The sequence below is a fragment of the Paenibacillus sp. FSL M7-0656 genome (assembly GCF_038003225.1).
In the GTDB taxonomy this organism is placed as follows: domain Bacteria; phylum Bacillota; class Bacilli; order Paenibacillales; family Paenibacillaceae; genus Paenibacillus; species Paenibacillus amylolyticus.
In genome coordinates this window covers 6,777,323-6,798,694 of the sequence record NZ_JBBOOT010000001.1, presented here as the reverse complement: position 1 = coordinate 6,798,694, position 21,372 = coordinate 6,777,323, and the positions used below count along the sequence as shown (strand labels likewise).

Here is a 21,372-nt window from a genome sequence, read left to right as displayed (position 1 = left end):
TTTCCATGATTTGGATTACTGTTCTGTGACGTATTGCACGCTGATTTTGTTCTGTGAAACCGCCAATTCTTTCATGACCAGATCCACAATGGATACCGCCTGTTTTACATCCAGTTTGTCACTGAGGACCACAACTTTATACTTGTCGGAATCTTCTTGAACGATCGCATTAGCGTACTGTTGAGAGAGCGTCTCCTCAATGCCAGTGATTTTAGCTTCTTTTTCTTCCAGTGTACGGAGTTGCTCGGTTGCTTTGGCATTCTCCTCTGGCGTTTTGCTCAGATCACCTGCCACGGTCATCAGTTCCTCATACTTACGATTGTTGCTTTCCTCACGTTGCCACTGGTAGTTCTGGAACTGGCTGCTCGCAGATGCTGTCGTATTCTGCTCTTCCATTTCCTTGAGGACTTCCTCATCTGTCTTGGTTGCAGTGCTGCCTGCCTGACCGTCTGTCTCCGGTGTAGTTGTTGCCCCTTTGTCGGTCTCTTTGTTGGTTTCCTTGCCTGCCTCGCCCTTATTCTCGCCTGGTTCGACAGCAGGTGTTTTCTCTGTATTTCCAGCTTCTTTACCTTCCGTAGCCGCTGGTTCTTCCACAGCGCCAGCCGCGCTTGGATCACTTTCAACTTCGCCGCTATTAACCACTTCATTCACAACCAAACCTTCTGTAGGATCAAGAATGCCTGCCGTCTCCTTTGCTTCCCCCTGCTTGATTCCATCCACTTGTTGACTGTCAGCCACCGGCGCGTTAACTGGACCGGAATCCTCAGTGAACAGATAATACGCGGACAAAATGACCATCAGACTCAGCATGGAAACGAGCCATACCGTTTGACGTTTGTTATTCATTAGAACTTCCTCCTCAAATTGGCTTCAATCTTATGAGAATTGAATCTTGTGATTCAACACATCAGATTAGTCTTGTTTGCGCGGTACAACCGAGATCCGGTAGGCTGCCACATTCAGTCCTTTTTCCACAGCATCGGTTATCAGGTCCTTCACAACCTTGTTCTCTGCACCCCTCGCAACCACAAGCACCCCACGGATCTGCGGTTTGAGCTTTTTGGTCACTATAGGTGTCTGATCCCCTGCTATTTCGTAAGTAATAATCTCGCCATCACGGGTATATTGCGTCATATGCCGTTTGCCCCCGCTAGCATCGGTTTCTTCGGTAAGTTGCTGAGAATCCTTCACGTTCCGCTGAACGACCAATTCTTCTGTGGAATCCACGGTAACCATCACATCAACCGTTCCCACACCAACAATGTTTTCCAGCACACCTTTGATTTTGTCTTCAAATGCAATTTCGATCGCCTGAAAAGGATTCTGTTCCGACGGATCACTCTGTATGGATGCCATGGATGTTGCCGGGTCCGGTGGTTCCCGACCGATATTTTCGGAATCAATTTTTTTGACATTGACGAAGGAATTGAACAGCATGATTCCCACCCCGATCAAACCCAGGATAATCAGCCAGCGGAAGGTTTGACTTCGCCTTGCCCCACCCTCTCCGCCACCCATCCAGGTTTCCATCTTTTTGAACCATTGTTTCATCGGACACCCTCCTTCTCAGAGCACTTCAGCACTTTTTGGTTCTGTCACTTGAACGTTTTTTGCATCAACATCCCACTTTTCAGTCAACAATGTAATAATCTGCACCGCATGTTCGGACCTTGTGGATGTCTCACCTTGCTGCTTCGTCTCATCTGCTTGATCACGTATAACAGGCTCCGAAGACGCTTCATTTCCATCACGTTGCCCTCTACTCACATCAATCTGAACATCAGGCACTTCAATCTGACCGATCTGGATGGGCTGCTGTATTTGATGTGATTTATCCTTCTCGACTTCTGTGTCTGTTCCAAATATGGGTTGTGTGTTAGCAGCGACTTCTTGCTGCCCTGCCTTCACTTCTTCTTCTACACCCTCTCCGGCCATCTCGACCAACACACGCTGGATCACAGGCAGTTCGACTGATGAGGCAGCTTCCATCTCCGTTTCATATTTACTCATGGTCAGCTGTACCTCTACGGACCGCACCTTGGCTCCTGTTGTTTCTTCAATCTGACCTTTCATGACATTAGCCAGTTCTTTGGCTGTCCATTGTAAGGATTGTTCCTGTTCATTGGATTGCAGCCGTTTGCCCTGAGCTAATATCTGTTCGAGTGTCGCATTCCCATTCGATGGAGCATCCATTGCAGACATTGCCCGTTTCAGTTCGCCAACCGGATCACTTTTAAGCAGCTTGGTTATGGGTGATAAAAGGGTCAGCAGGATGAGAAGGCTCAGCACAAGCTTGACATAACGTTCCATGGATCGATTAGGCAACAACATATCCACAAAAGTCGCCAGCAGAACGATCATAATCAATTCCTGGAGCCAGTTGCTCAGCCACCCCATCCTTTCCACCCCCTTTCTTGCCAACATACATTCAGCGCATCATGACAGTCAGATTGCCCGCGGTCAGCAAGATGGTAATGGCCAGGAAAAACATCAGCCCGACGGCTGCCAGCGCCGCAAATACGTAGATCATGCTCTTGCCGATGGCCTGGAGGCATCCTACAATCGGGGTGTCTCCTAGCGGTTGCATAATGGCACCAGTTACGTTGTATATCAAGGCAAGAGCCAGAATCTTGAGTGCCGGAAAGGCACATAGAAACAAAATGATGATCACTCCGGTGAGTCCAATTGCATTTTTGACAAGTAAAGAAGCTGTAATTACAGTATCCGTCGCATCCGCAAATGTTCTGCCCACGACAGGGACAAAGTTGCCTGCGATGTATTTGGCGGCCTTCAGGCTAACTCCATCCGCTACGGAGCCCGATGCTCCCTGAACCGAGATTACACCCAAAAACATCGTCAGCAGGATACCCAGCAGTGCCACACTAATATTGCGCAGGAGGTCTGCCAGCTGTGTCAGCTTGTACTTGTCAGACAATGAACTGACGAGATGCAGAACAGCTGAGAAGAAGAGTAACGGGAATACCAGCAAGTGAATCAACGTACTCACCAGATGAATCATGAAAATGATGAGTGGATGTGTCACCGAGACGGTGATGACATTACCCATGGACGCAAGCAGTGTGAATAACAAGGGAACCATGGCCATCATGAAGTTGATCATGCCGGTTATGGCATCCTTGGCGTATCCAATCGCCACACTGAAGCTGTTAATCGCAATAATGATGATGACCATATAACAGATGGAATAGGCGATTTTGCTAATATTATTTTTCTCAAATGCGGTCTGAAGAGTCTCCAGAATCATGCTGAGTACACTTAACATCACAATCGTGACCAGAAGTTTGCCATTATATAAAATTTCATGCAGCATGAAGGTTCCGATCGCTACAAACACCGATTTCAGGCTGAACCCTTCATTGCCGGGGATTAACATATCCATGAAGGAAGGGGTCTTCCCATCGGGGAAGAAACCACCGTATTGTTGCATCAGTTGATCCCAGTATTTCTCCACCTGATCCTTGGGAAGCTGATCGGCCTGCTGCTCCATCCACTCACCGGAAGGCGAGGTTGCAGTAACCTGTCCCAGGATACCAAACAGAAAACAGAGCATCAGCACAACCGTAAGGCGCCACTGCGGCTTAAGATGCATTGATTTCATATGAAGTCCGCACGCCCTTTCTACACCGGCATCAGCTTCATGACGGTTTCGATAATAATGCTGATGATCGGTATAGCAAGTACAAGGATCAGTACCTTACCAGCCAATTCGATCTTGGACGCAATGCTTTCCTGGCCTGCATCCCTGACAATCTGTGCGCCAAATTCAGCGATGTACGCTATGCCAATAATTTTCAGCACCGTTTTCAGATAAATACTTTCCATGCCTGAATTCTCGGCAAGCCGCTTCAACACTTCGATAACTGCACCGATCTTGCCAATCAACAACATGAAGATCACAATGCCCGTTGCAGCAGCAATCAGAAAGGCAAACATCGGTTTCTGTTCCTTAATGACCAGAATGAGCACTGTTGCGATGAGCGCCAAACCTACAACTTGGATAATTTCCACAGGTCACCACCATCCGGCTTCATGACCGTTTTTCATTGAAAAAGAAATATCGATTTGATCTCTTGTAGCAGGCTGTCCAGCATACGGACCACCATGAACAATACAACGACAAATCCGATTACGGTCACCCAGTGAGCCATATCTTCCTTTCCCATTTGTTTCAGTACCGTGTGAATCATGGCGATGATGATTCCGATACCCGCAATTTGAAAGATTGCGTTCACTTCTAGATTCATGACCTTGGCACCTCACTATCCCGGCTATTTCAGAAGATCAGAATGACGATTAACGCTCCGACAAGCATCCCGAGGCTTCGGCTCATTCGTTCATATTTCATTTGATCGGCCTGGGCGCGGGATTCCTCATGCATTAGTTGTTGAATGGCTAACGATATATGTTTGGTCTGATCCTGACGGTCACTTGTGCCAAGGCTGAAGCTTAATTGCAGCATCACTTCCTTCTCGTCAGCCTTCATGGCCGATCTTCCCCACGCCAGATCCACGCCTGACTGCAGACTTTCCCGGGCAGTGAGTCCATGAGGAGGTTCCATCTGTGTAGCTGCATGAAGAAACAGCGTCTTTACAGGTTCTTTGGTCTGTGCTCCCATCTTGCCCATGGCATCGGGAAGTGGAGTGAGCCCATAGTTAATCTCCGTCATTAGTCGCTGGAGGGCTGCAATGAGTTCTCGCAACTGTCTCGGTCTTAATGCATACTGTCTGGCCTTGTAAAATCCGGCGAGGGTGCTGGCTAACAGAATAATTACCGCACCAAACATGTTAACCAAAGGCTTCACCTCCTGCCCCGGTCTGCTGCAACCCACGCATTTTGCCATCAGCCAGCCGAAAGGTCATGCCCCGGCTCGTCCGTTGCAGCTGGACATAACGTTGAAACATCTGCTCCGTAATTAAGGTTCTGAGGGCGGGTCTGGCCGACAGCTCCGATAGGTCACGGCCATGCGCAGTCGCAATCACTGAGACTCCTGCATGCAGGGCTTCCATCACCGCCTCGGCATCCTCCGGACGACCGATCTCGTCCACAATCAGGACATCGGGCGACATGGAGCGAAGCATCATCATCATGCCCTCAGCCTTCGGACAACCGTCCATCACATCTGTTCGGGGACCTACGTCGAAGCCAGGTACTCCTTTGTAGCTACCAGCGATTTCGGACCTTTCATCCACAATGCCCACTTTCAGACGAGGACGTATTCCCTGAACCAGTTCAGTTCCCCCTGTAAGCTTTGTACCACTGCTAATTTGTCTCGCCAGATCTCGCAGCAACGTCGTTTTCCCTTGTTGTGGTGGTGATAGGATCAACGTGTGCAGGACCTGTCCGCTCTTCATATCGAGAAGATAAGGAAGGATACGATCAGCCACTCCATGTACCTCACGGGCTACGCGAACGTTAAACCCGTTGATGTCACGCAGGTATTCGACACGCCCACCGCTTAGTACCGTTCGTCCAGCAAGCCCAATTCGATGTCCCCCAGGTATGGTGATGAACCCTTTGCGCAGTTCCTCTTCCAATGTATAAAGTGAATGGTTACTGATCAGGTCCAGCAACCTGTGTGTCACTTCTTTCTGAGGAACATACGCTTCTTCAGGATTCCCGGTCGGACAACCTTGAGGTGTCAGGAAGTGGTATGTGTTGCCTGCATTAATCTCCAGGGGTCTGCCTTCTCGAATACGTATTTCCTCCACTTGTTCCAATAGAGCGGGTGGCATTCTTCCAAGAATGGTTCGGATCGGTTCCGGAAAAAGTTCCCTCCAGTTCACCTTCATGAGTAGGCTCCTCCAACCTTGAGATCATTTGGTTCACACTTCTGGCGCTTGTTCATATCTCAAGTTTATGCCTGTACATTTAATTTATGACGCTGAAATCTATCAATTCTTTAGAATACGGTTGAGAGTTGAAACCATAGATCCACCTCATGTTCTAGGCACCCGTCTAGATGTGCATGCATATAGTAATTGCAGATAGGTAAGTTCCATTCCGCTTCAAAACAGAACTACCGATCCCCAGATACAGAAAGGAGTTGTGGGGAGTGCGAGTTGATGTCGTTGGCAATGTGAATGAAGTACGTACCATTGATATTGCAGGGCGAAGTGCAGTTGTCATTGATGTATTGTGTACGACCAGTACGATTGTTACGGCTCTGGCGTATGACGCTTCCGCTGTGATTGCCGTAGAGACCGTTCCACAAGCCAAACAAATGGAAGTGAAAGATTGCATTCGAGGCGGGGAGCGATTTGACAAAAAAATCACCGGATTCGAAGTGGGGAATTCCCCCTATGAATATATGACTGCAGGCATTGCAGATAAAACAATCATTCTAACCACAACCGATGGAACACGTGCTTTGATCAAGGCTTCCAAGGGGAAACATGTATTCGCTGGTTCATTTCTCAATGTGCAGGCTGTTGCAGCAGCTCTATGTGAACTTCAACGAGATGTATTGCTGTTATGTGCGGGGAACCAGGATGAATTTGCTCTGGAGGACGGCTTGTGTGCTGGATGTATCATCGATGAACTGCACCGTCAATCCTGTTCTCCCCTCCAACTTAACGATCTCGGCATAGTGCTTCATCAGGCGGTATCCCAATGTAAGGAGAGCATCCCGGAGTTGGTGCAGGGGTCTGTTAGCGGGCGGAGGCTTGAAAAGTTAGGCAGAGTTCATGATATTTCGTATTGTTCTCAATTAAACCTGCTGGATTGTGTTCCCGAGATGGGGGAGGGGAACCGCATGCAGCCTTATAGAGGCATACGCGGGGGAAAGATGTTCAAGTTGATGTGAGAATTGCCATGAGAAAAACAAAAAAAAGGTGTACTGCTGCCCGTTGGCAACAGTACACCTTTGCTAATTTACATACATAGAAGATACTTATCTGCGATCTTGAGGTCCACCGATAACGGCTTGCTCGGCAGTGTCGAGATCATATGCTGTATGCAATGCCTTAATGACGTCATGCAGCTTATCTCCGTCAATAACACAAGATACTTTGATCTCGGAAGTGCTCACCATTTTGATACTCACGCCTTCAGCAGAAATGACTTTGAACATCTTCGCAGCTACACCTGGGTGACTGACCATGCCTGCGCCAACAATGGAGATTTTAACGAGGTTCTCCTCAGATGTGACTTCACGGTAAGGCAAGCGGCTGTGAAGGCCTTCAATGACACGTAATGCGTTCTCACGATCAGACAGCGCCACAGAGAACGAGAAGTCCGCTTTGCCATCCATCACACCGCTCTGAACGATAATGTCCACATCCAGCTGATTGGATGCAAGCGCACCAAATACTTCGGCCAGAACTCCTGGTACATCCGGCACACCCAGAATACTGATGCGAGCCACGTTTTTGTCATAGGCAATACCACTAACCACTACGCCTTGTTCCATTGCTGCTTCCTCCTTCACAACCGTTCCTTCATTATGGTTAAAGCTGGATCTTACAATTAAAGGTACACCGGAATGCTTCGCGTACTCTACTGCACGCGGATGCAACACCGCTGCTCCCAAATTAGCGAGCTCCAGCATTTCGTCATACGATATTTCCTTCAGCTTGCGCGCAACCTTAACGATCCGCGGGTCCGTAGAATAAATTCCGTCTACATCCGTATAGATCTCACACGCATCAGCCTTAATTGCTGCCGCCAGCGCTACAGCTGTTGTATCCGAACCACCACGACCCAGCGTTGTGATCTCGCCGTCTTCCGTCATGCCCTGGAAGCCTGCAACAATAACAATGTTGCCCTCGGCAAGTGCTGCATTCACACGGTCAGGTTGAATATCATGAATACGTGCTTTTCCGTGAACCGGCTCTGTGCGGAATCCCGCTTGCCAGCCCGTAAACGATACTGCCTTACGTCCAAGCGCTTGAATAGCCATCGATAACAAAGAGATCGAAATCTGTTCTCCTGTCGTTAAGAGCATATCCATCTCACGAGCAGGCAGATCACTATTCAGTTGTTTTGCCTGATCAATCAAATCATCTGTTGTATCCCCCATGGCCGAAACCACAACTACACACCGATGTCCTTCATCAGCTTTTTCTACAACACGTCCGGCTACACGCTTCATGCGTTCTGTATCTCCGACCGAGCTGCCCCCAAATTTCATGACGTACAATGACAACGCAAATCCACTCCCTACCTTGTGCAGTATGCATAATTAATGTCCATCGTCATTATTCTCTACGAGAAATGACTTTAACCCAGTATATTACGAAAGCGCCTGATAGGCTAATCTTTTTTCGAAAAAACCCTCTGCCAAAGGAATGGCAAAGGGTTGTTAATAACCTTTTTTAGCTTACAAGCTGTGAAAGTTACGCACGGGAAGAGTATTTACCTTCACGTGTGTCAATCAGGAGAACGTCACCTTCGTTAATGAACAAAGGAACCTGTACGTTCAAGCCTGTTTCCACTTTTGCATTTTTGGTAGCGCCTTGCGCAGTGTTACCTTTAACACTTGGCTCAGTCTCGATGACTTTCAACTCAACGCTTGTTGGCAAGTCAATTCCGAGGATTTCACCTTGGTAGCTAACAATCTTAACGACCATGTTTTCTTTCAGGAAGTTCAATTCCCATTCCAGTTGATCACTAGTCAATGTGAACTGATCATATGTTTCGTTATCCATGAACGTGTGCTCTGTACCGCTTGCATACAGGTAGGATACGCCACGGTTTTCGATGATGGCACGACCAATCGTTTCGCCTGCACGGAATGTTTTTTCAACGGTGTTACCGTTACGCAGGTTTTTCAATTTGGAACGTACAAAGGCAGCGCCTTTACCTGGTTTAACGTGTTGGAAATCAAGCACGGTATAGATATCGTTATCTACTTGCACGGTCAAGCCTGTTTTAAAATCGTTTACTGAAATCACAAAAAATCCCTCCTGATATGGTTAAAAAGTAGGTGATATAAGACGATGGGTTAATGTTATATGTAAAATGAGCCCAAGAATGGCCACCTCGTTCACTTCGATTGCAGTACCATCCTCCGATCGCTGTTATCCCCAGATTTTTTTGATCCCATTATCAATGGGAAAATCCGGTGATAAAGGCGAACGCTTCGCTTCTTCAGATTGGTTCTGCACTCTTCGCTATGGTGAAATTTCTTATTTTCAATTTAAATAATAACACATTAAAAATCGTCTTATATCCCTGTGGCTGTAATTTAGCCGATTACGGTGAACTTCTTGTCCGACTTCGTGAGAATATGAATACCCGTCTCGGTAATCACTACGTCATCCTCGATACGCACGCCGCCAAGCCCGTCAATATATATACCCGGTTCAACAGTAACAACCATACCCGGTTTCAATACATCGTCGCTAAGCTTGGACAAGCGAGGAGCTTCGTGAACTTCCATACCCAGACCGTGGCCTGTGCTGTGTCCGAATTGATCTCCATATCCGTGACCTGCAATGATATCACGAGCCAATGCATCTGCTTCCCGTCCGGTCATGCCCGGTTTCAGGTTCTCCAGCGTATGTAACTGAGCTTCCAGTACAATGTCATAAATTTTGCGCAGTTCAGGTACAGGTGTACCCGTTGCAATGGTACGTGTCAGATCTGAACAGTATCCGTCCAAAAGTGCACCAAAGTCAAATGTAATTAACTCATTTTGTCCGATGACCTTACTGCTCGCTACACCGTGAGGCATAGCAGAACGTTCACCCGATGCTACAATGGTGTCAAACGAAGAGGACGTTGCTCCATGCTTGCGCATGAAAAACTCCATCTCCAGATCCACTTCACGCTCCGTCATACCTGGTTTTGCAAACTGCAAAACGTGGCTGAACGTGGCATCCGCCAGATCTGCTGCTCTCTGCATAACCGCGATCTCATCTTCATCCTTGAACATACGAAGTTGTTCCACGATCCCGGATACAGCTTTCAGTTCGATAGATTGAAGTGCTTCAGCATAAGCGGAATGCGTGCCAAATGTGACACTATCCTGCTCGAAGCCCACTTCTTTGATATTTGCGGATGCCAGTAGTTCACGCACTGTATCCATCGGCTTGGCTCCATGCTCCACAACGGTGAATCCTTTGGCTTGTTGAGGCGCTTGTGACATATAACGGAAATCAGTCAGCAGATATGCATCCTGTTCCGTAATCAGAACATATCCCGCCGAGCCTGTAAAACCCGTCATATAACGACGGTTAATCGGGTTTGTAATCAGCATTGCTGTGAGTTCATGCTCACGCATGGCTTCACGCAACTTATTTACTCGTTTGTTTTCCATCGGTAACCCTTCTTTCTCTCACATTCCCGGGTTCCCGGCTCAGGTTTGTTTGTCCAGATGACGCACAAGAGCCAGCAATCCCAGTTCATAGCTTACTTCGCCAAATCCGGCAATCTGCCCGATTGTTTCCGCTGCAATCACTGAATGATGTCTGAACGCTTCGCGTGCATGAATGTTGGATAGATGTACTTCCACTGTAGGGACTTTTACAGCATTGATTGCATCACGTATTGCATAGCTATAATGGGTAAATGCTCCGGCATTCAGTATTATTCCGTCTGCCTCACCCATCGCTGCATGAATGCGGTCAATGATGTCCCCTTCATGGTTCGATTGATAAAAAGCGATGGAGACGCCAATTTCATCAGCCTGTCTGCGAATTTTGTCCTCAATATCCTTCAGACTAAGCGTTCCATAGATGCCCGGTTCACGTACACCAAGCATGTTCAGGTTCGGACCATTGATCACAATAATTCGTTTCATCGCTGCTCCACCCTCTCTGCAAATAACCATCTGCTATTTTAACACAGGCATTGCCGGATTGAGAAGCTTTTTTGCGCTATGCCCCCGCTTGCTCCGGCTCGCGTTTGCGTTCGTCCGTGTACTCCATGGCTACCGTGTAACCAATGAACAGCCCCCATAACAAAAAGAAACAGAGTTCCGTGATGATTGAATCCCACGTTAAACCGTTCAAAGGTTTCATCATCCCCAGTTTTGGTCCGACCAGTATAAAGAGAATCAGCCACCAAACGATTCCATATACCATGCCGGGTAACGGCCCTTTCAGTTTTCTAATCGTGAATGTGTAGAGTAAGGATGCCAAGATGGAAAAGACGATAAAAAACAGCCAGCCTGTCAAATGTCCTGCTGCGGTATATATATATTCATGTTTGAAAAAAGGCTCGGCCAGAAATCCGACAGGTACAATCGTAAAATGCAACAGATAGAATAGCCAATGCAGCCCACCCCAGATAAAACCGGCAAAAAAGCCAAGCTCTAATGCAAAGGAAAATGGCTTCGTGTAGTAGTGTGCTTGACCTTGCCTCTGGGTAGGGCGCCTGCCCCTGTCTTTTTGCTGCCGCTCATTGGGACGTTGACCTTCATCTTGTGATGTATCTTCATGCTTACGTTCTGTCATCGATATTCTCCTTCATTCAGTTGATAATCCCGCATTATGCCTCGAATTTCCGCTCCGATTCTACGAGGTAGTATGTTCAAAACAGGACAATCTTAACAACATCCTTCAAGGTTTGACTCACAAACTAGAAATTGGTCTCAAAATTCGATACAATAGGGTTATTAAACTGCCTTTGATCGCGAAGGCCAAGAACAGAATAGGAAGGTGAATAATTTGCCTCAACAATCCAAGCCTGTCAGCTATGGGGGGCAAGCTGTCATTGAAGGCGTAATGTTCGGTGGGAAACATGTCAACGTTACAGCTGTTCGTAGAAAAGACGGCGAAATTACGTATCTGGAAGTTCCCAAGCAAGACAAGTCCTGGGTCATGAAATTGCGGCGGATTCCTTTATTACGCGGAATTGTCAGCATTATAGATTCAAGTGTCAAAGGTAGCAGACATCTCAATTATTCTGCTGACGCCTATGCTGATGATGAACTGGAACCGGAAGAGAAAGCCAAGCAAAAAGAGAAAGAAGGTTCGGGCTGGAGCCTTAGCATGATCATTGGTGTGACCGCCGTCGCCATCCTTTCATTCCTTTTTGGTAAAGTTGTGCTCACATTGCTTCCTGTTGTTATCGAGAATTTTCTATTCAAAAATGCATTCGACAATCAGTTTTTGCATAATTTACTGGAAGGCGGCATTAAGCTGATCCTGTTACTTGCTTATCTGTGGTTAATCTCACAGACGCCGATGATTAAACGTCTCTTCCAGTATCATGGAGCGGAACACAAAGTAATCAGCGCACATGAAGCTGGTGAAGAACTGACACCGGAGAACGTGCAAAAGTACAGCCGACTGCACTACCGCTGCGGAAGCAGTTTCATTATGTTGACTGTCATTATTGGAGTGTTTCTATACTCTCTCTTCACGTACGATAACCTCTGGGAACGGATGGGTCAGCGTCTGTTGTTATTGCCAGTTGTGCTAGGCATTTCTTTTGAACTGTTAAAGCTCACGAATTCAGTACGTGATATTCCTGTACTGCGTTATCTCGGATACCCGGGATTGTGGCTGCAATTGCTGACAACAAAAGAGCCGACCAACGAACAGGTAGAAGTATCCATTGCTTCGTTTAACCGTATGCGTGAGTTGGATGCCAAGCTTGCCAATGTCTCTGCTACGTCAGAAGTACCTGTTGCAACACTCGATCCTGTGAAAGGGTGAATGATATGAACAAGCAGGCAATCTTATTTTGGACGTTCATCGCACTAGCTGCTGTTGGAGTCTTGACTTGGCTGGGGAACGCTAGTCCATCCAGGATCATTATTCCTCTGGTCGTGTTCGGAGCCGTATTCCTGCTGTACAAATATCCGCCTCGTCGCTGGGCACAAAAAGCCAAATCACCAAAGATTAAGCCATCTGCACGAACCATGGCAAAAGTCAATGCACAGTCCAGTGCCAGAAAGAGCAGCGGCTCTTCAAAGAAACGCAAGGATTATCCTTTCCAAGTGATTCAGGGACAAAAAGGGAAAAGCGATGAAGATATACCGAAATTTCACTAAAAGGTACTGAACATACAAAAAAGCAATTCTCCCAACATGCGGAGAATTGCTTTTTTCACGTTTATACTGGAATCAGAGGTGGAGCTTCTGCCTGTTTCTTGCGCAATTCTTTTCTTTGTTTGTCCAGCTGTTCATCATACATTTTCATATTCCATCCGTTGAAAAACTCGTTCCCTGCGGTTGCGCCTGATCGATATAAGGCTGTGCTATCCTGTAACGATAAATGAAATTGCGTCGGTTTAATGCCAAGCGTTGGTATCTTCACTGTACGAAACCGGTTAATCTGTTCGATGTAGCGTTCATCATGTGCTGTGAGCATCGTCTCTACAAGGGCCTGAAGCATGCTTAGCGGTCCTTTAATCCGGGCAGGTTCCACTTCCGTCTTCCCCACCATTTTGAATCCGACAACCGGAATGACGTCTCCTCCTCGTTCCGAACGATCACCATCGAAGAGCCACAACGGAAAATTGCTAAGCAATCCACCATCCACGACATACACAAACTGATCTTGAAAAGAAAGTCCTTTGGAGAATACTGGTGATTTTCGTATGACTACCGGATCGAAAAAATACGGGATACTGCAACTCATACGTACCGCCTTTGCAACATCCAGCTTCCCAGGGTCAATGCCGAACCGCCGAATATCGTCTGGCAACACCAGAATGGTCCCATTGGATATATCGGATGCGGTAATAAGCAACTTGCCTTGTGGCAAGTCAGCGAATGTGCGAATCCCTTTCTGCTCCAGCATCTTGCGAATCCATGATTCCAGCGCTTCTCCCGAATACAGTCCTTTCTTCAAGAACAGCCTTGCCGCGGGTCCGATCCATCGGGTATTAAATATGGGGGAACGACGCAGCAATGAAACAAAGGGGGTATTCTCAATAATGACTTTCATCTCCTCGGCCCTGTAACCAGCCGCTAGCAGAGCAGCTACAATGGAACCGGATGATGTGCCTGCCACTCGATTAAACTGAATGCCGCAGTCTTGAGCACCCTGCACAGCACCTGCAAGCGAGATCCCTTTGACGCCTCCACCTTCAAACACCGCGTTAATTAACATAACAAAAAACCCCCGTTCTCCAGGCAGCCACGTTTCTACTGCCACTCTATGAGAACAAGGGTTTGTCTTATCACTGTATTGTTAAAATGTTTTATAGACCATAGTAGGCTTTTAATTTGGCAATCAAGCCGAGAGGGTTCTTCGTCAGGTACTGTGAACTAAAGAATATATCCCCTTTTACCGAACCATACTTCTTGTTGTAGTTCAGCTGATCGATGATCTCCTGTGATGTCTGCCAGCCAATTTCCGGCGTACCTAACTTATAAGGCGAGTGGCCGATATACAATTTTACATTTGTGTTAGCCACTTCATTCGCCCACCAGTCCACGACTTTGTCGTATCGGGCTACGTTCAATGTCATACTCCAATATACCTGAGGGGCAACATAGTCAATCCACTCCTGATTAATCCATGTCCGCACATCTGCATTCATGCTGTCATACGCGGTTACTCCTGCTTTGGTATCAGAGCCTGTCAGATCAACGGATTTATTACGCCATACACCAAATGGACTAATTCCATATTCAACGTTAGCTTTCACGCTGTGAATGCTCTGCCCGAGCTGCTTAACGAACTGATTGATATTGTCCCGACGCCATTCAGCACGGTCTTTAGTATTTAATGTGTTGTAAGTTTTGAAAGCCGCATCATCATTAAAAGTCACATTGGACGGATAGAAATAATCATCCAGATGTACACCATCAATATCATACTGATTGACCACTTCCATGATCGTATCGATAATATGCTGTCTGGCTTCCGGGATACCCGGGTTAATGTACATTTTGCCGGATGCATTCACAATCCAGTCGGGATGAAGCTTCGAGATGTGGTTTGCAGCCAAGTTTGATGTACTTGCTGAGTTCGTTGCTCTAAACGGATTAAACCAGGCGTGGAACTCCAGGCCCCGTTTGTGTGCTTCCTCAACCATAAACGCGAGGGGATCATAACCTGGATCTTTACCTTGTGTTCCTGTCAATACGCTGTTCCAAGGTACCAGACCTGAAGGATAGATGGCATCCCCATTGGCTCTCACTTGGACAAATACGGCATTAATGCCCATACCTTGCAACGTATCTAGCTGTTTCGTATACTCCTGTTTTTGCTTCTCTACATTTCCCTTGGCACCGGATGTAGGCCAGTCTCCATTCACAGTGGAAATCCAGGCTCCCCGCATCTCTTCAGAAGCTGGTACAGTGCCCGTGCCTCCAGGCTCCGCTGGGGTTACCGGGGTTGGTTCAGGAGTTGGGACTGATTCGTCTCCTGTGTAAAGATCAATGGTCTGGGCAGCCTGATTCCAGTTCACTCGAATGCCCAGGTTCTCACTGACGAATCGAATGGGTACCATGACTCGACCTTGTTTCAATTCGACCGATGCATCCAGACCAACTACAGCGTTATCCACCGTCGCCTGCTGGCGTCCGCTCGTCATAGAGATGACCGAATCGGATTTCTTAATGGTCACGGTACGAGTAGCTTGAGACCATAGAACAGACGCACCCAGTCCTTCGCTAATAACACGCAGAGGCACCATCGTTACATTTACTTTAGGCAAGATGTAGGGTGATACATCCGATTCCAAACGGTTGCCGTCTAGAAAAATAGCGATTTCCTTCTGCCCGGCCGCTTGTGCCGTCATGCCTGCTGTCTGTAATCCAAGTACAAAAATGAGCAGCAGCATCAATCCTTTACGAACGTTCATTAGTGCAGTCCTCCAAAATCATTATAAATTTGCGGTAAATTCTACTAGTTTAATAGACGCTCCTACCGTTCGTTTAGTTGCGAAAATCACCAAATTATGGTGTGATTGCACACAAAAAAATGCTTCCTGCCATTGAAACGGCAAGAAGCATCCTTTGAATCACGGGATACGATTCGTTGTATATCACCATGTGCATTCCACTGCTGAAACTTAAGATTCTGTATTACTCATGACATCCTGAAGGTTTTTGAGGTCACGCAACCGGCTCTCATCCTGACGGAAGTATTCAACCAAGGACTCGATGCATGTAATGGAGTCCCAGCTCAGATGATGTTCAATGCCTTCAACATCATTGTAGATATTTTGTTCCTGAACACCAATCGTTGTCAAAAATTGTTCAAGCAGATGATGGCGCTCCATCAAACGTTTGCCCATCTTTTTGCCTTTTGGCGTAAGCACCAGTCCGCGGTACTTTTCATAGATCAGGTACTCGTCTTTGTCCAGCTTTTGGATCATCTTCGTCACCGATGAAGGATGTACTTCCAGTCCTTCAGCTATATCAGACACACGAGCATAGCCCTTTTCATCAATTAATTTGTATATACGCTCCAAATAATCTTCCATACTGGGCGTTGGCATCTGCTTCCCTCTTTTCTCTCTGACCGGCCCCTATTCGTGCCTGGTCCCTATCTTATAATGATACATGTTATCAATACGCATTGGCAAGTCCTGTACAGTTCGGAGCGCGCTGTTACACAAGTAATTGGCAGGCGTGACTTCTCCCCAAATGAGGCAAACTAAGCAAAGTTCCGCATCGAAAGGAGTGATTTCGTGAGTACAAGTGTAGCCTCACCGCCAGTTCGTAAAGCAAAAGGTACTAAACCCTTTATTCCCGATTTGGTGTATTTTGAACCCGGTGCGTTGGCATATGACAAAGGCAAACGGATTATGGAATGGGTGACATCCAAAAACATACCTTATCAGATGACCACATCCCATAATCGAATCACAAACTTGCCGGGTGAAACCGAACAAGAAAAATATCGAATGGCAAAGCGTACTCTGGTCGTTGGTGTGCGCAAGACACTCAAGTTTGACCAGTCGAAACCTTCAGCGGAATATGCCATTCCCATCTCTACAGGCTGTATGGGGCACTGTCATTATTGTTATCTTCAAACTACACTTGGTGCGAAACCTTATGTCCGTGTCTATGTCAATACCGAGGAGATCATTCAGGCAGCCAAAGGATACATCGAAGAACGCGCGCCTGAAATCACACGATTTGAAGCTGCCTGTACGTCTGATCCCGTAGGACTCGAGCATATCACGGAGAATTTAAGTGACCTGATTCGTTTTATGGCGGAAGAAGAATATGGGCGCTTGCGATTTGTAACCAAATACCATCACGTTGATCCGTTGCTGAACATTAAGCATAACGGCCACACCCGTATCCGGTTTAGTGTCAATTCGGATTATGTTATCAAAAACTTTGAACCGGCTACCTCCAGATTTGAGGAACGCATTGAAGCTGCTGGAAAAATTGCACACGCCGGTTATCCCCTGGGATTCATTATCGCTCCGATTATGTGGTATGAAGGCTGGGAAGAAGGATACTCGGATCTGTTGCAGAAGCTGGCAGATACGCTTCCAGAGGAAGCAACCAAGGATCTTACCTTTGAGATGATCCAGCACCGTTTTACCAAAACGGCCAAAGCAACCATTGAGAAACGTTATCCCAAAAGCAAGCTGGAGATGGATATCGAGAAACGTAAGATGAAATGGGGCCGCTGGGGTCAGTACAAGTATGTGTATAAGGATGACCAGCAAGATGCGCTGCGCGAATTCATTACGGAACGGATCTTTGAACATTTCCCACTAGCCAGTATTGATTACTTCACCTAAACGAAAAACGCGACTGCCCGTAATGATATGCTCGTATAGGCATTCCTAACAAACGATTAAAAAGCAGGTTACATGACCCAGAATGTCTCTGGTAACATGTAGCCTGCTATGCCATACATAAGAATACTCGAATTCAGTTCATCCGTTTAAATAATCATCCAGTCTGGTGTAATCTGCTGCAACCAGATCGTAATCTTCGTCATCTGATCTGTAAAAAGCAATACACCAAGGAACAACATTAATGCTCCCCCAACTTTCATCATGACATTGGAATACCGTAAGATCCAGCGTGTCGAACCAATGAAAAACGCCAAAATGAAAAACGGGATTGCAAACCCTGCCGTATAACCTGTAATCAACGCCAGCCAGGTTGTAGGCTCACTTGCAGCCATCGCAATGATTGTTGCCAGAATGGGGCCAATACAGGGCGACCAGCCTGCCGAGAAACCAATACCAAATATAAAAGAGCCCAGATAGCCTGCTGGTTTCCATTTCATATCCAGCTTGCGTTCCTTCATCAGAAACTGTGGCTTGAACACACCAAGCAAAAATAACCCCATAAGCATAATCAAAATGGCAGACAATTGCCGAATCAGTTCCCGGTTGTCATTGAAAAATTGGCCAAACAGTCCAGCACCAAGGCCAAGCGAATAAAATACAGCCGAGAAGCCTAAAATAAACGCCAGCGTGTGCGTCATCGTCTTAAAACGGACTTCTCGCTGATTGCGGTCATCCTTCAATTGTTGCACCGTCATACCTGTAATGTAGGAGAGGTATGATGGATACAACGGAAGACAACATGGTGATATAAATGAGACCAAACCTGCTACAAAAGCCATCCATACATTAACATCAGGCATGAAGCGGATGTCTCCCTTCCCCGGGCTCTCGTGCTTGTTCGTTTAGCCGTCAGGCTCGGAACCCTTTTTTTCCAATCATCGTCAGAATCAGCATCATGATCAGCAATAATACAATCGTTGCTCCAGGTGCGAGGTTCCAGATACCTGCTACAACCAGTCCAAGGACTACGGCAATTTCGCCAATCACCACGGACAAAATAATGGCGGATTTGAAACTTCGGGCCATCAGCAGGCTGACCGCTACCGGAATGGTCAATAGCGCTGACACCAGGAGCGCACCGACAATCTTGATCGCCGTGCTTATGACAAGTGCTGTCATCACAGTGATCAACATGTTCAGAATTCTCACAGGCAACCCTGTAACCGCTGCCGCATCTTCCTCAAAGCTGAGCAGGAAAAATTCCTTATGTAACAATGCCACTACAATCACCACGATCAGCGTAACCACACCTACGAGCTTCAGATCCGTAGCGTCTAATGTATATATACTGCCGAACAAATAACTCATGACATCTGCATTATATCCTTTGCCCAGCGTAAAGAACAAGGAAGCAAGAGCCACGCCACCGGACATGATAATGGCAATCGATAATTCGGCGTAACTCTTGTACGCTTTGCGCAATTTCTCTATTGCAAATGAAGCAAGCACGGCAAATATCAGGCCCACTGCAATGGGATACACTTCAATCAGGAATCCAAGTGCAACACCGGCAATGGTCACATGAGACAAGGTGTCTCCGATCATGGATAACCGCCGTAAGACCAGGAACAGTCCGATTAACGGAGCGGTAATGCCAATTAACAACCCACCCGCCAGGGCACGCTGAAAAAAATCACTCATTAATATTTCCAAAACAAACACGACTCCTTCGGCCTTACTCTAATCTAATGGGCCATAAATACGGCTAGCGTACCTGTGCAGTGGTATGTTGCAGATTGGTCTCAGCACAATCCTGTACCTCATGCGAATGACGGACATGAAAATTAATTTTGCCATTCGTTACAACAGCTTCAGAACCCAGATAACTCTCCATGCGATCCATATCATGAGACACCATTAGAAAAGTCATTCGGTGATGTTCATGCATATGGGTAATCAGTTCAAAGAAACTGGCCTGTGATTCAGCATCAATACCTACGGTAGGTTCATCCAGAATCAACAGATCCGGGTGATTGATAAGCGCTCGTGCCAAAAATACACGCTGCTGCTGTCCGCCGGACAATTGACCAATACGTTTGTTCGCCAGATCCTCGATCCGCATGACCTGCATCGCATCCGTGCACTGTTGCTGGCATTTGCGAGACATACGACGGAACATGTTTTTGTTATTATACAAGCCTGACATGACCACTTCACGAACGGTCGCAGGGAACAACGGGTTAAATGCATTCTTTTGAGGCACATACCCGATTCGGTCCCAGTCCTTGAATCTGCGGATCGACTGTCCAAATAGTTTGATATCTCCCTGCGCAGGAGGAAGAAGTCCTACCAGCATGCGCAGCAATGTCGTTTTACCCGCCCCATTGGAACCGATAATCCCGACAAAGTCCCGTTCCTGGGCCATAAAATCGAGATTCTCAATCACTCGCTGGTCCCCATAGGAAAATGATAGTTTCTCGATCTCTATAATTGGATCATGACATAGTGGCATGATTTGCTGCATGGCAAAGCCGCCCTTCATTATATATAAGAATCCCATAGCGTCCTAAGAGCCTTCACCGTGAACGGTAAAGACTCTTCGATCTGAATTCTTCATTATATCTTATTTTAATGCGATCAGCAGATTTTGCAAATTTTTCTCCATGAGGGTGAAATAATCATCCCCGTTTGTTGCCTGCTCCTTGGTCAATCCCTCAACCGGATTAAGGACCATGGTCTCCACTCCTGCTTCACTTGCCAATGTTTTCGCCAATTTGTCAGATACTAGCTCTTCGAAGAAAATGTATTTAATGCCTTCATCTTTAACGAGTTTCGCAAGCTTCACAATATCCTGTCCTGTCGGTTCAGCATCCGGGGAAAGTCCCATAATGGCATGCTGCGTTAATCCATAATCACGTGCAAGGTAGCCAAATGCTTGGTGCGAGACAACAATTTCGTTGTTTGGTACGTTAGCCAATTCATCTGTAAAACGCTGATCCAGCGTCTCAAGCTTCGTACGAAGCGCTTCATAACGTTGTTCGTAACCTGCTTTGTGATCAGGATCTGCCTCGACCAGACTATTTTTGATGTTTTCAGCCATGATCATCGCTGATTTCGGACTAACCCACGTATGTGGATCAATATGATGATCAGCGACATCTTCACTGGTAGCCTCATCTGTATGTTCATCTGTATGCTCGTCTTCGTGCTCTTCGCCGTGACCGTGCCCATCATCACCCTCAGCGGTTAACAGCTTAACACCTTCGCTAACGGCAACAGACTTCACCTGTGTATCACTATTCAGCGACTTCAGGAAATTTGGCACCCATCCTTCCAGTCCAGCTCCATTATAGAAAAACAGCTGTGCCTTGGACGTATTAACGATATCCTGACTCTTCGGAGTCCAGTCATGTGGCTCTACTCCCGTTGGCAGCAAGTTAATAACATTGGCATCCTCACCACCAATTGCAGTTGTAAAAGCATATACAGGATAAAATGTCGTCACAACGTTTACCTTACCTTCCACAATCTTCGCACTATTGGAACTATCCTGCCCACAAGCTGACAATACCAGCAAAGTGAGAATAAGCAAACCCGTCCAAGGTAACTTTATGTTGCCTCTTTTGCTCGTCTTCCCTATCCGGTTATCCTGAGCTTGATGTTGCACTTTATAAAATGTCATTATGATTCACTCCGCATCTCTTAATCGTAAACATTACTGAAAGAATTATAGGTAACCTGAAC

24 protein-coding genes are annotated in these 21,372 nt (G+C 46.7%); 4 read left to right on the top strand and 20 right to left on the bottom strand.

Going from position 1 to position 21,372, the window contains the following annotated elements:
• Positions 1-15: 15 nt before the first annotated feature.
• The 8 genes from MHI01_RS29735 to spoIIIAA form a co-directional block, all read right to left on the bottom strand.
• Positions 16-846, bottom strand: coding sequence for a SpoIIIAH-like family protein (locus MHI01_RS29735; protein WP_036614378.1), 831 nt, complete (start codon positions 844-846; stop codon positions 16-18).
• Between the two features lie 66 nt (positions 847-912).
• The gene (gene spoIIIAG, locus MHI01_RS29730; protein WP_036614381.1) at positions 913-1,551 is read right to left on the bottom strand and encodes a stage III sporulation protein AG; all 639 of its coding nucleotides are present in this window, start codon (positions 1,549-1,551) and stop codon (positions 913-915) included.
• A gap of 15 nt (positions 1,552-1,566) precedes the next feature.
• Positions 1,567-2,397 (bottom strand): stage III sporulation protein AF, encoded by an 831-nt coding sequence (gene spoIIIAF / locus MHI01_RS29725; protein WP_340984730.1) that lies wholly within the window; start codon positions 2,395-2,397, stop codon positions 1,567-1,569.
• Between the two features lie 31 nt (positions 2,398-2,428).
• Positions 2,429-3,571 (bottom strand): stage III sporulation protein AE, encoded by a 1,143-nt coding sequence (gene spoIIIAE / locus MHI01_RS29720; protein ID WP_397376270.1) that lies wholly within the window; start codon positions 3,569-3,571, stop codon positions 2,429-2,431.
• Between the two features lie 68 nt (positions 3,572-3,639).
• Entirely contained in the window at positions 3,640-4,029 is a 390-nt protein-coding gene (gene spoIIIAD, locus MHI01_RS29715; protein WP_017687586.1) for a stage III sporulation protein AD, read from the bottom strand.
• Between the two features lie 32 nt (positions 4,030-4,061).
• The gene (gene spoIIIAC, locus MHI01_RS29710) at positions 4,062-4,265 is read right to left on the bottom strand and encodes a stage III sporulation protein AC (protein WP_017687585.1); all 204 of its coding nucleotides are present in this window, start codon (positions 4,263-4,265) and stop codon (positions 4,062-4,064) included.
• Positions 4,266-4,294: 29 nt separating this feature from the next.
• The gene (gene spoIIIAB, locus MHI01_RS29705) at positions 4,295-4,813 is read right to left on the bottom strand and encodes a stage III sporulation protein SpoIIIAB (RefSeq protein ID WP_036614389.1); all 519 of its coding nucleotides are present in this window, start codon (positions 4,811-4,813) and stop codon (positions 4,295-4,297) included.
• The gene (gene spoIIIAA / locus MHI01_RS29700) at positions 4,806-5,810 is read right to left on the bottom strand and encodes a stage III sporulation protein AA (protein WP_340386718.1); all 1,005 of its coding nucleotides are present in this window, start codon (positions 5,808-5,810) and stop codon (positions 4,806-4,808) included. The genes spoIIIAB and spoIIIAA overlap by 8 nt, the downstream gene beginning before the upstream one ends.
• 263 nt (positions 5,811-6,073) lie before the next feature.
• Here spoIIIAA and MHI01_RS29695 point away from each other — a divergent pair, with 263 nt between their 5' ends.
• Positions 6,074-6,823 carry a 2-phosphosulfolactate phosphatase gene (locus tag MHI01_RS29695; RefSeq protein WP_051447358.1) on the top strand — a complete coding sequence of 250 codons (750 nt, stop codon included), beginning with the start codon at positions 6,074-6,076 and terminating at the stop codon, positions 6,821-6,823.
• Positions 6,824-6,910: 87 nt separating this feature from the next.
• On the opposite strand, the gene MHI01_RS29690 is transcribed toward MHI01_RS29695, so the two are convergent.
• From MHI01_RS29690 to MHI01_RS29670, 5 genes are all read right to left on the bottom strand, one after another.
• A complete protein-coding gene (locus MHI01_RS29690; protein WP_047843625.1) occupies positions 6,911-8,164 on the bottom strand; it encodes an aspartate kinase in 1,254 nt (417 codons plus the stop codon).
• 190 nt (positions 8,165-8,354) lie between these two features.
• Positions 8,355-8,912 (bottom strand): elongation factor P, encoded by a 558-nt coding sequence (gene efp / locus MHI01_RS29685; RefSeq protein WP_017687580.1) that lies wholly within the window; start codon positions 8,910-8,912, stop codon positions 8,355-8,357.
• A 293-nt stretch (positions 8,913-9,205) separates the two neighbouring features.
• A complete protein-coding gene (locus MHI01_RS29680) occupies positions 9,206-10,279 on the bottom strand; it encodes a M24 family metallopeptidase (RefSeq protein ID WP_036614396.1) in 1,074 nt (357 codons plus the stop codon).
• Between the two features lie 39 nt (positions 10,280-10,318).
• A complete protein-coding gene (aroQ, locus tag MHI01_RS29675) occupies positions 10,319-10,762 on the bottom strand; it encodes a type II 3-dehydroquinate dehydratase (protein ID WP_036614400.1) in 444 nt (147 codons plus the stop codon).
• A gap of 76 nt (positions 10,763-10,838) precedes the next feature.
• Positions 10,839-11,417 (bottom strand): YqhR family membrane protein, encoded by a 579-nt coding sequence (locus tag MHI01_RS29670; protein WP_339186628.1) that lies wholly within the window; start codon positions 11,415-11,417, stop codon positions 10,839-10,841.
• Positions 11,418-11,630: 213 nt separating this feature from the next.
• Between MHI01_RS29670 and MHI01_RS29665 the strand changes: the two genes are divergently transcribed.
• Together MHI01_RS29665 and MHI01_RS29660 are read left to right on the top strand one after the other, a co-directional pair.
• A complete protein-coding gene (locus MHI01_RS29665; protein ID WP_047843628.1) occupies positions 11,631-12,623 on the top strand; it encodes a DUF1385 domain-containing protein in 993 nt (330 codons plus the stop codon).
• Positions 12,624-12,628: 5 nt separating this feature from the next.
• Positions 12,629-12,961: a hypothetical protein gene (locus MHI01_RS29660; RefSeq protein ID WP_017687575.1), complete on the top strand. Its 333-nt coding sequence runs from the start codon at positions 12,629-12,631 to the stop codon at positions 12,959-12,961.
• A 61-nt stretch (positions 12,962-13,022) separates the two neighbouring features.
• Here the strand turns inward: MHI01_RS29660 and MHI01_RS29655 are convergent, their stop codons facing one another.
• From MHI01_RS29655 to mntR, 3 genes are all read right to left on the bottom strand, one after another.
• On the bottom strand, positions 13,023-14,024 hold the full coding sequence (locus MHI01_RS29655) for a patatin-like phospholipase family protein (RefSeq protein ID WP_340984728.1): 1,002 nt from the start codon (positions 14,022-14,024) through the stop codon (positions 13,023-13,025).
• A 91-nt stretch (positions 14,025-14,115) separates the two neighbouring features.
• The gene (locus MHI01_RS29650; RefSeq protein ID WP_340984727.1) at positions 14,116-15,726 is read right to left on the bottom strand and encodes a family 10 glycosylhydrolase; all 1,611 of its coding nucleotides are present in this window, start codon (positions 15,724-15,726) and stop codon (positions 14,116-14,118) included.
• 210 nt (positions 15,727-15,936) lie between these two features.
• Positions 15,937-16,365 (bottom strand): transcriptional regulator MntR, encoded by a 429-nt coding sequence (gene mntR, locus MHI01_RS29645; RefSeq protein ID WP_036614415.1) that lies wholly within the window; start codon positions 16,363-16,365, stop codon positions 15,937-15,939.
• 192 nt (positions 16,366-16,557) lie between these two features.
• Here mntR and splB point away from each other — a divergent pair, with 192 nt between their 5' ends.
• Positions 16,558-17,628: a spore photoproduct lyase gene (splB, locus tag MHI01_RS29640; RefSeq protein ID WP_340984726.1), complete on the top strand. Its 1,071-nt coding sequence runs from the start codon at positions 16,558-16,560 to the stop codon at positions 17,626-17,628.
• Between the two features lie 146 nt (positions 17,629-17,774).
• Here the strand turns inward: splB and MHI01_RS29635 are convergent, their stop codons facing one another.
• From MHI01_RS29635 to MHI01_RS29620, 4 genes are all read right to left on the bottom strand, one after another.
• Positions 17,775-18,488 carry a cytochrome c biogenesis CcdA family protein gene (locus tag MHI01_RS29635; RefSeq protein ID WP_017687570.1) on the bottom strand — a complete coding sequence of 238 codons (714 nt, stop codon included), beginning with the start codon at positions 18,486-18,488 and terminating at the stop codon, positions 17,775-17,777.
• Between the two features lie 49 nt (positions 18,489-18,537).
• A complete protein-coding gene (locus MHI01_RS29630; RefSeq protein ID WP_017687569.1) occupies positions 18,538-19,341 on the bottom strand; it encodes a metal ABC transporter permease in 804 nt (267 codons plus the stop codon).
• A 52-nt stretch (positions 19,342-19,393) separates the two neighbouring features.
• Complete coding sequence (locus tag MHI01_RS29625) at positions 19,394-20,152, bottom strand: metal ABC transporter ATP-binding protein (RefSeq protein WP_036614907.1); 759 nt, start codon at positions 20,150-20,152, stop codon at positions 19,394-19,396.
• Positions 20,153-20,251: 99 nt separating this feature from the next.
• Complete coding sequence (locus MHI01_RS29620; protein WP_340984725.1) at positions 20,252-21,310, bottom strand: metal ABC transporter substrate-binding protein; 1,059 nt, start codon at positions 21,308-21,310, stop codon at positions 20,252-20,254.
• Positions 21,311-21,372: the final 62 nt, after the last annotated feature.

Excerpts from the sequence above, each read along its gene's own strand:
- MHI01_RS29660 (WP_017687575.1), top strand. The coding sequence starts at position 12,629 with ATGAACAAGCAGGCAATCTTATTTTGGACGTTCATCGCACTAGCTGCT.
- MHI01_RS29735 (WP_036614378.1), bottom strand. The coding sequence starts at position 846 with ATGAATAACAAACGTCAAACGGTATGGCTCGTTTCCATGCTGAGTCTG.
- MHI01_RS29680 (WP_036614396.1), bottom strand. The coding sequence starts at position 10,279 with ATGGAAAACAAACGAGTAAATAAGTTGCGTGAAGCCATGCGTGAGCAT.
- mntR (WP_036614415.1), bottom strand. The coding sequence starts at position 16,365 with ATGCCAACGCCCAGTATGGAAGATTATTTGGAGCGTATATACAAATTA.
- MHI01_RS29625 (WP_036614907.1), bottom strand. The coding sequence starts at position 20,152 with ATGCAGCAAATCATGCCACTATGTCATGATCCAATTATAGAGATCGAG.
- MHI01_RS29620 (WP_340984725.1), bottom strand. The coding sequence starts at position 21,310 with ATGACATTTTATAAAGTGCAACATCAAGCTCAGGATAACCGGATAGGG.
- spoIIIAG (WP_036614381.1), bottom strand. The coding sequence starts at position 1,551 with ATGAAACAATGGTTCAAAAAGATGGAAACCTGGATGGGTGGCGGAGAG.
- spoIIIAA (WP_340386718.1), bottom strand. The coding sequence starts at position 5,810 with ATGAAGGTGAACTGGAGGGAACTTTTTCCGGAACCGATCCGAACCATT.
- spoIIIAE (WP_397376270.1), bottom strand. The coding sequence starts at position 3,571 with ATGCTCTGTTTTCTGTTTGGTATCCTGGGACAGGTTACTGCAACCTCG.
- spoIIIAC (WP_017687585.1), bottom strand. The coding sequence starts at position 4,265 with ATGAATCTAGAAGTGAACGCAATCTTTCAAATTGCGGGTATCGGAATC.
- spoIIIAF (WP_340984730.1), bottom strand. The coding sequence starts at position 2,397 with ATGGGGTGGCTGAGCAACTGGCTCCAGGAATTGATTATGATCGTTCTG.
- MHI01_RS29655 (WP_340984728.1), bottom strand. The coding sequence starts at position 14,024 with ATGTTAATTAACGCGGTGTTTGAAGGTGGAGGCGTCAAAGGGATCTCG.
- MHI01_RS29670 (WP_339186628.1), bottom strand. The coding sequence starts at position 11,417 with ATGACAGAACGTAAGCATGAAGATACATCACAAGATGAAGGTCAACGT.
- aroQ (WP_036614400.1), bottom strand. The coding sequence starts at position 10,762 with ATGAAACGAATTATTGTGATCAATGGTCCGAACCTGAACATGCTTGGT.
- MHI01_RS29650 (WP_340984727.1), bottom strand. The coding sequence starts at position 15,726 with ATGAACGTTCGTAAAGGATTGATGCTGCTGCTCATTTTTGTACTTGGA.
- MHI01_RS29635 (WP_017687570.1), bottom strand. The coding sequence starts at position 18,488 with ATGCCTGATGTTAATGTATGGATGGCTTTTGTAGCAGGTTTGGTCTCA.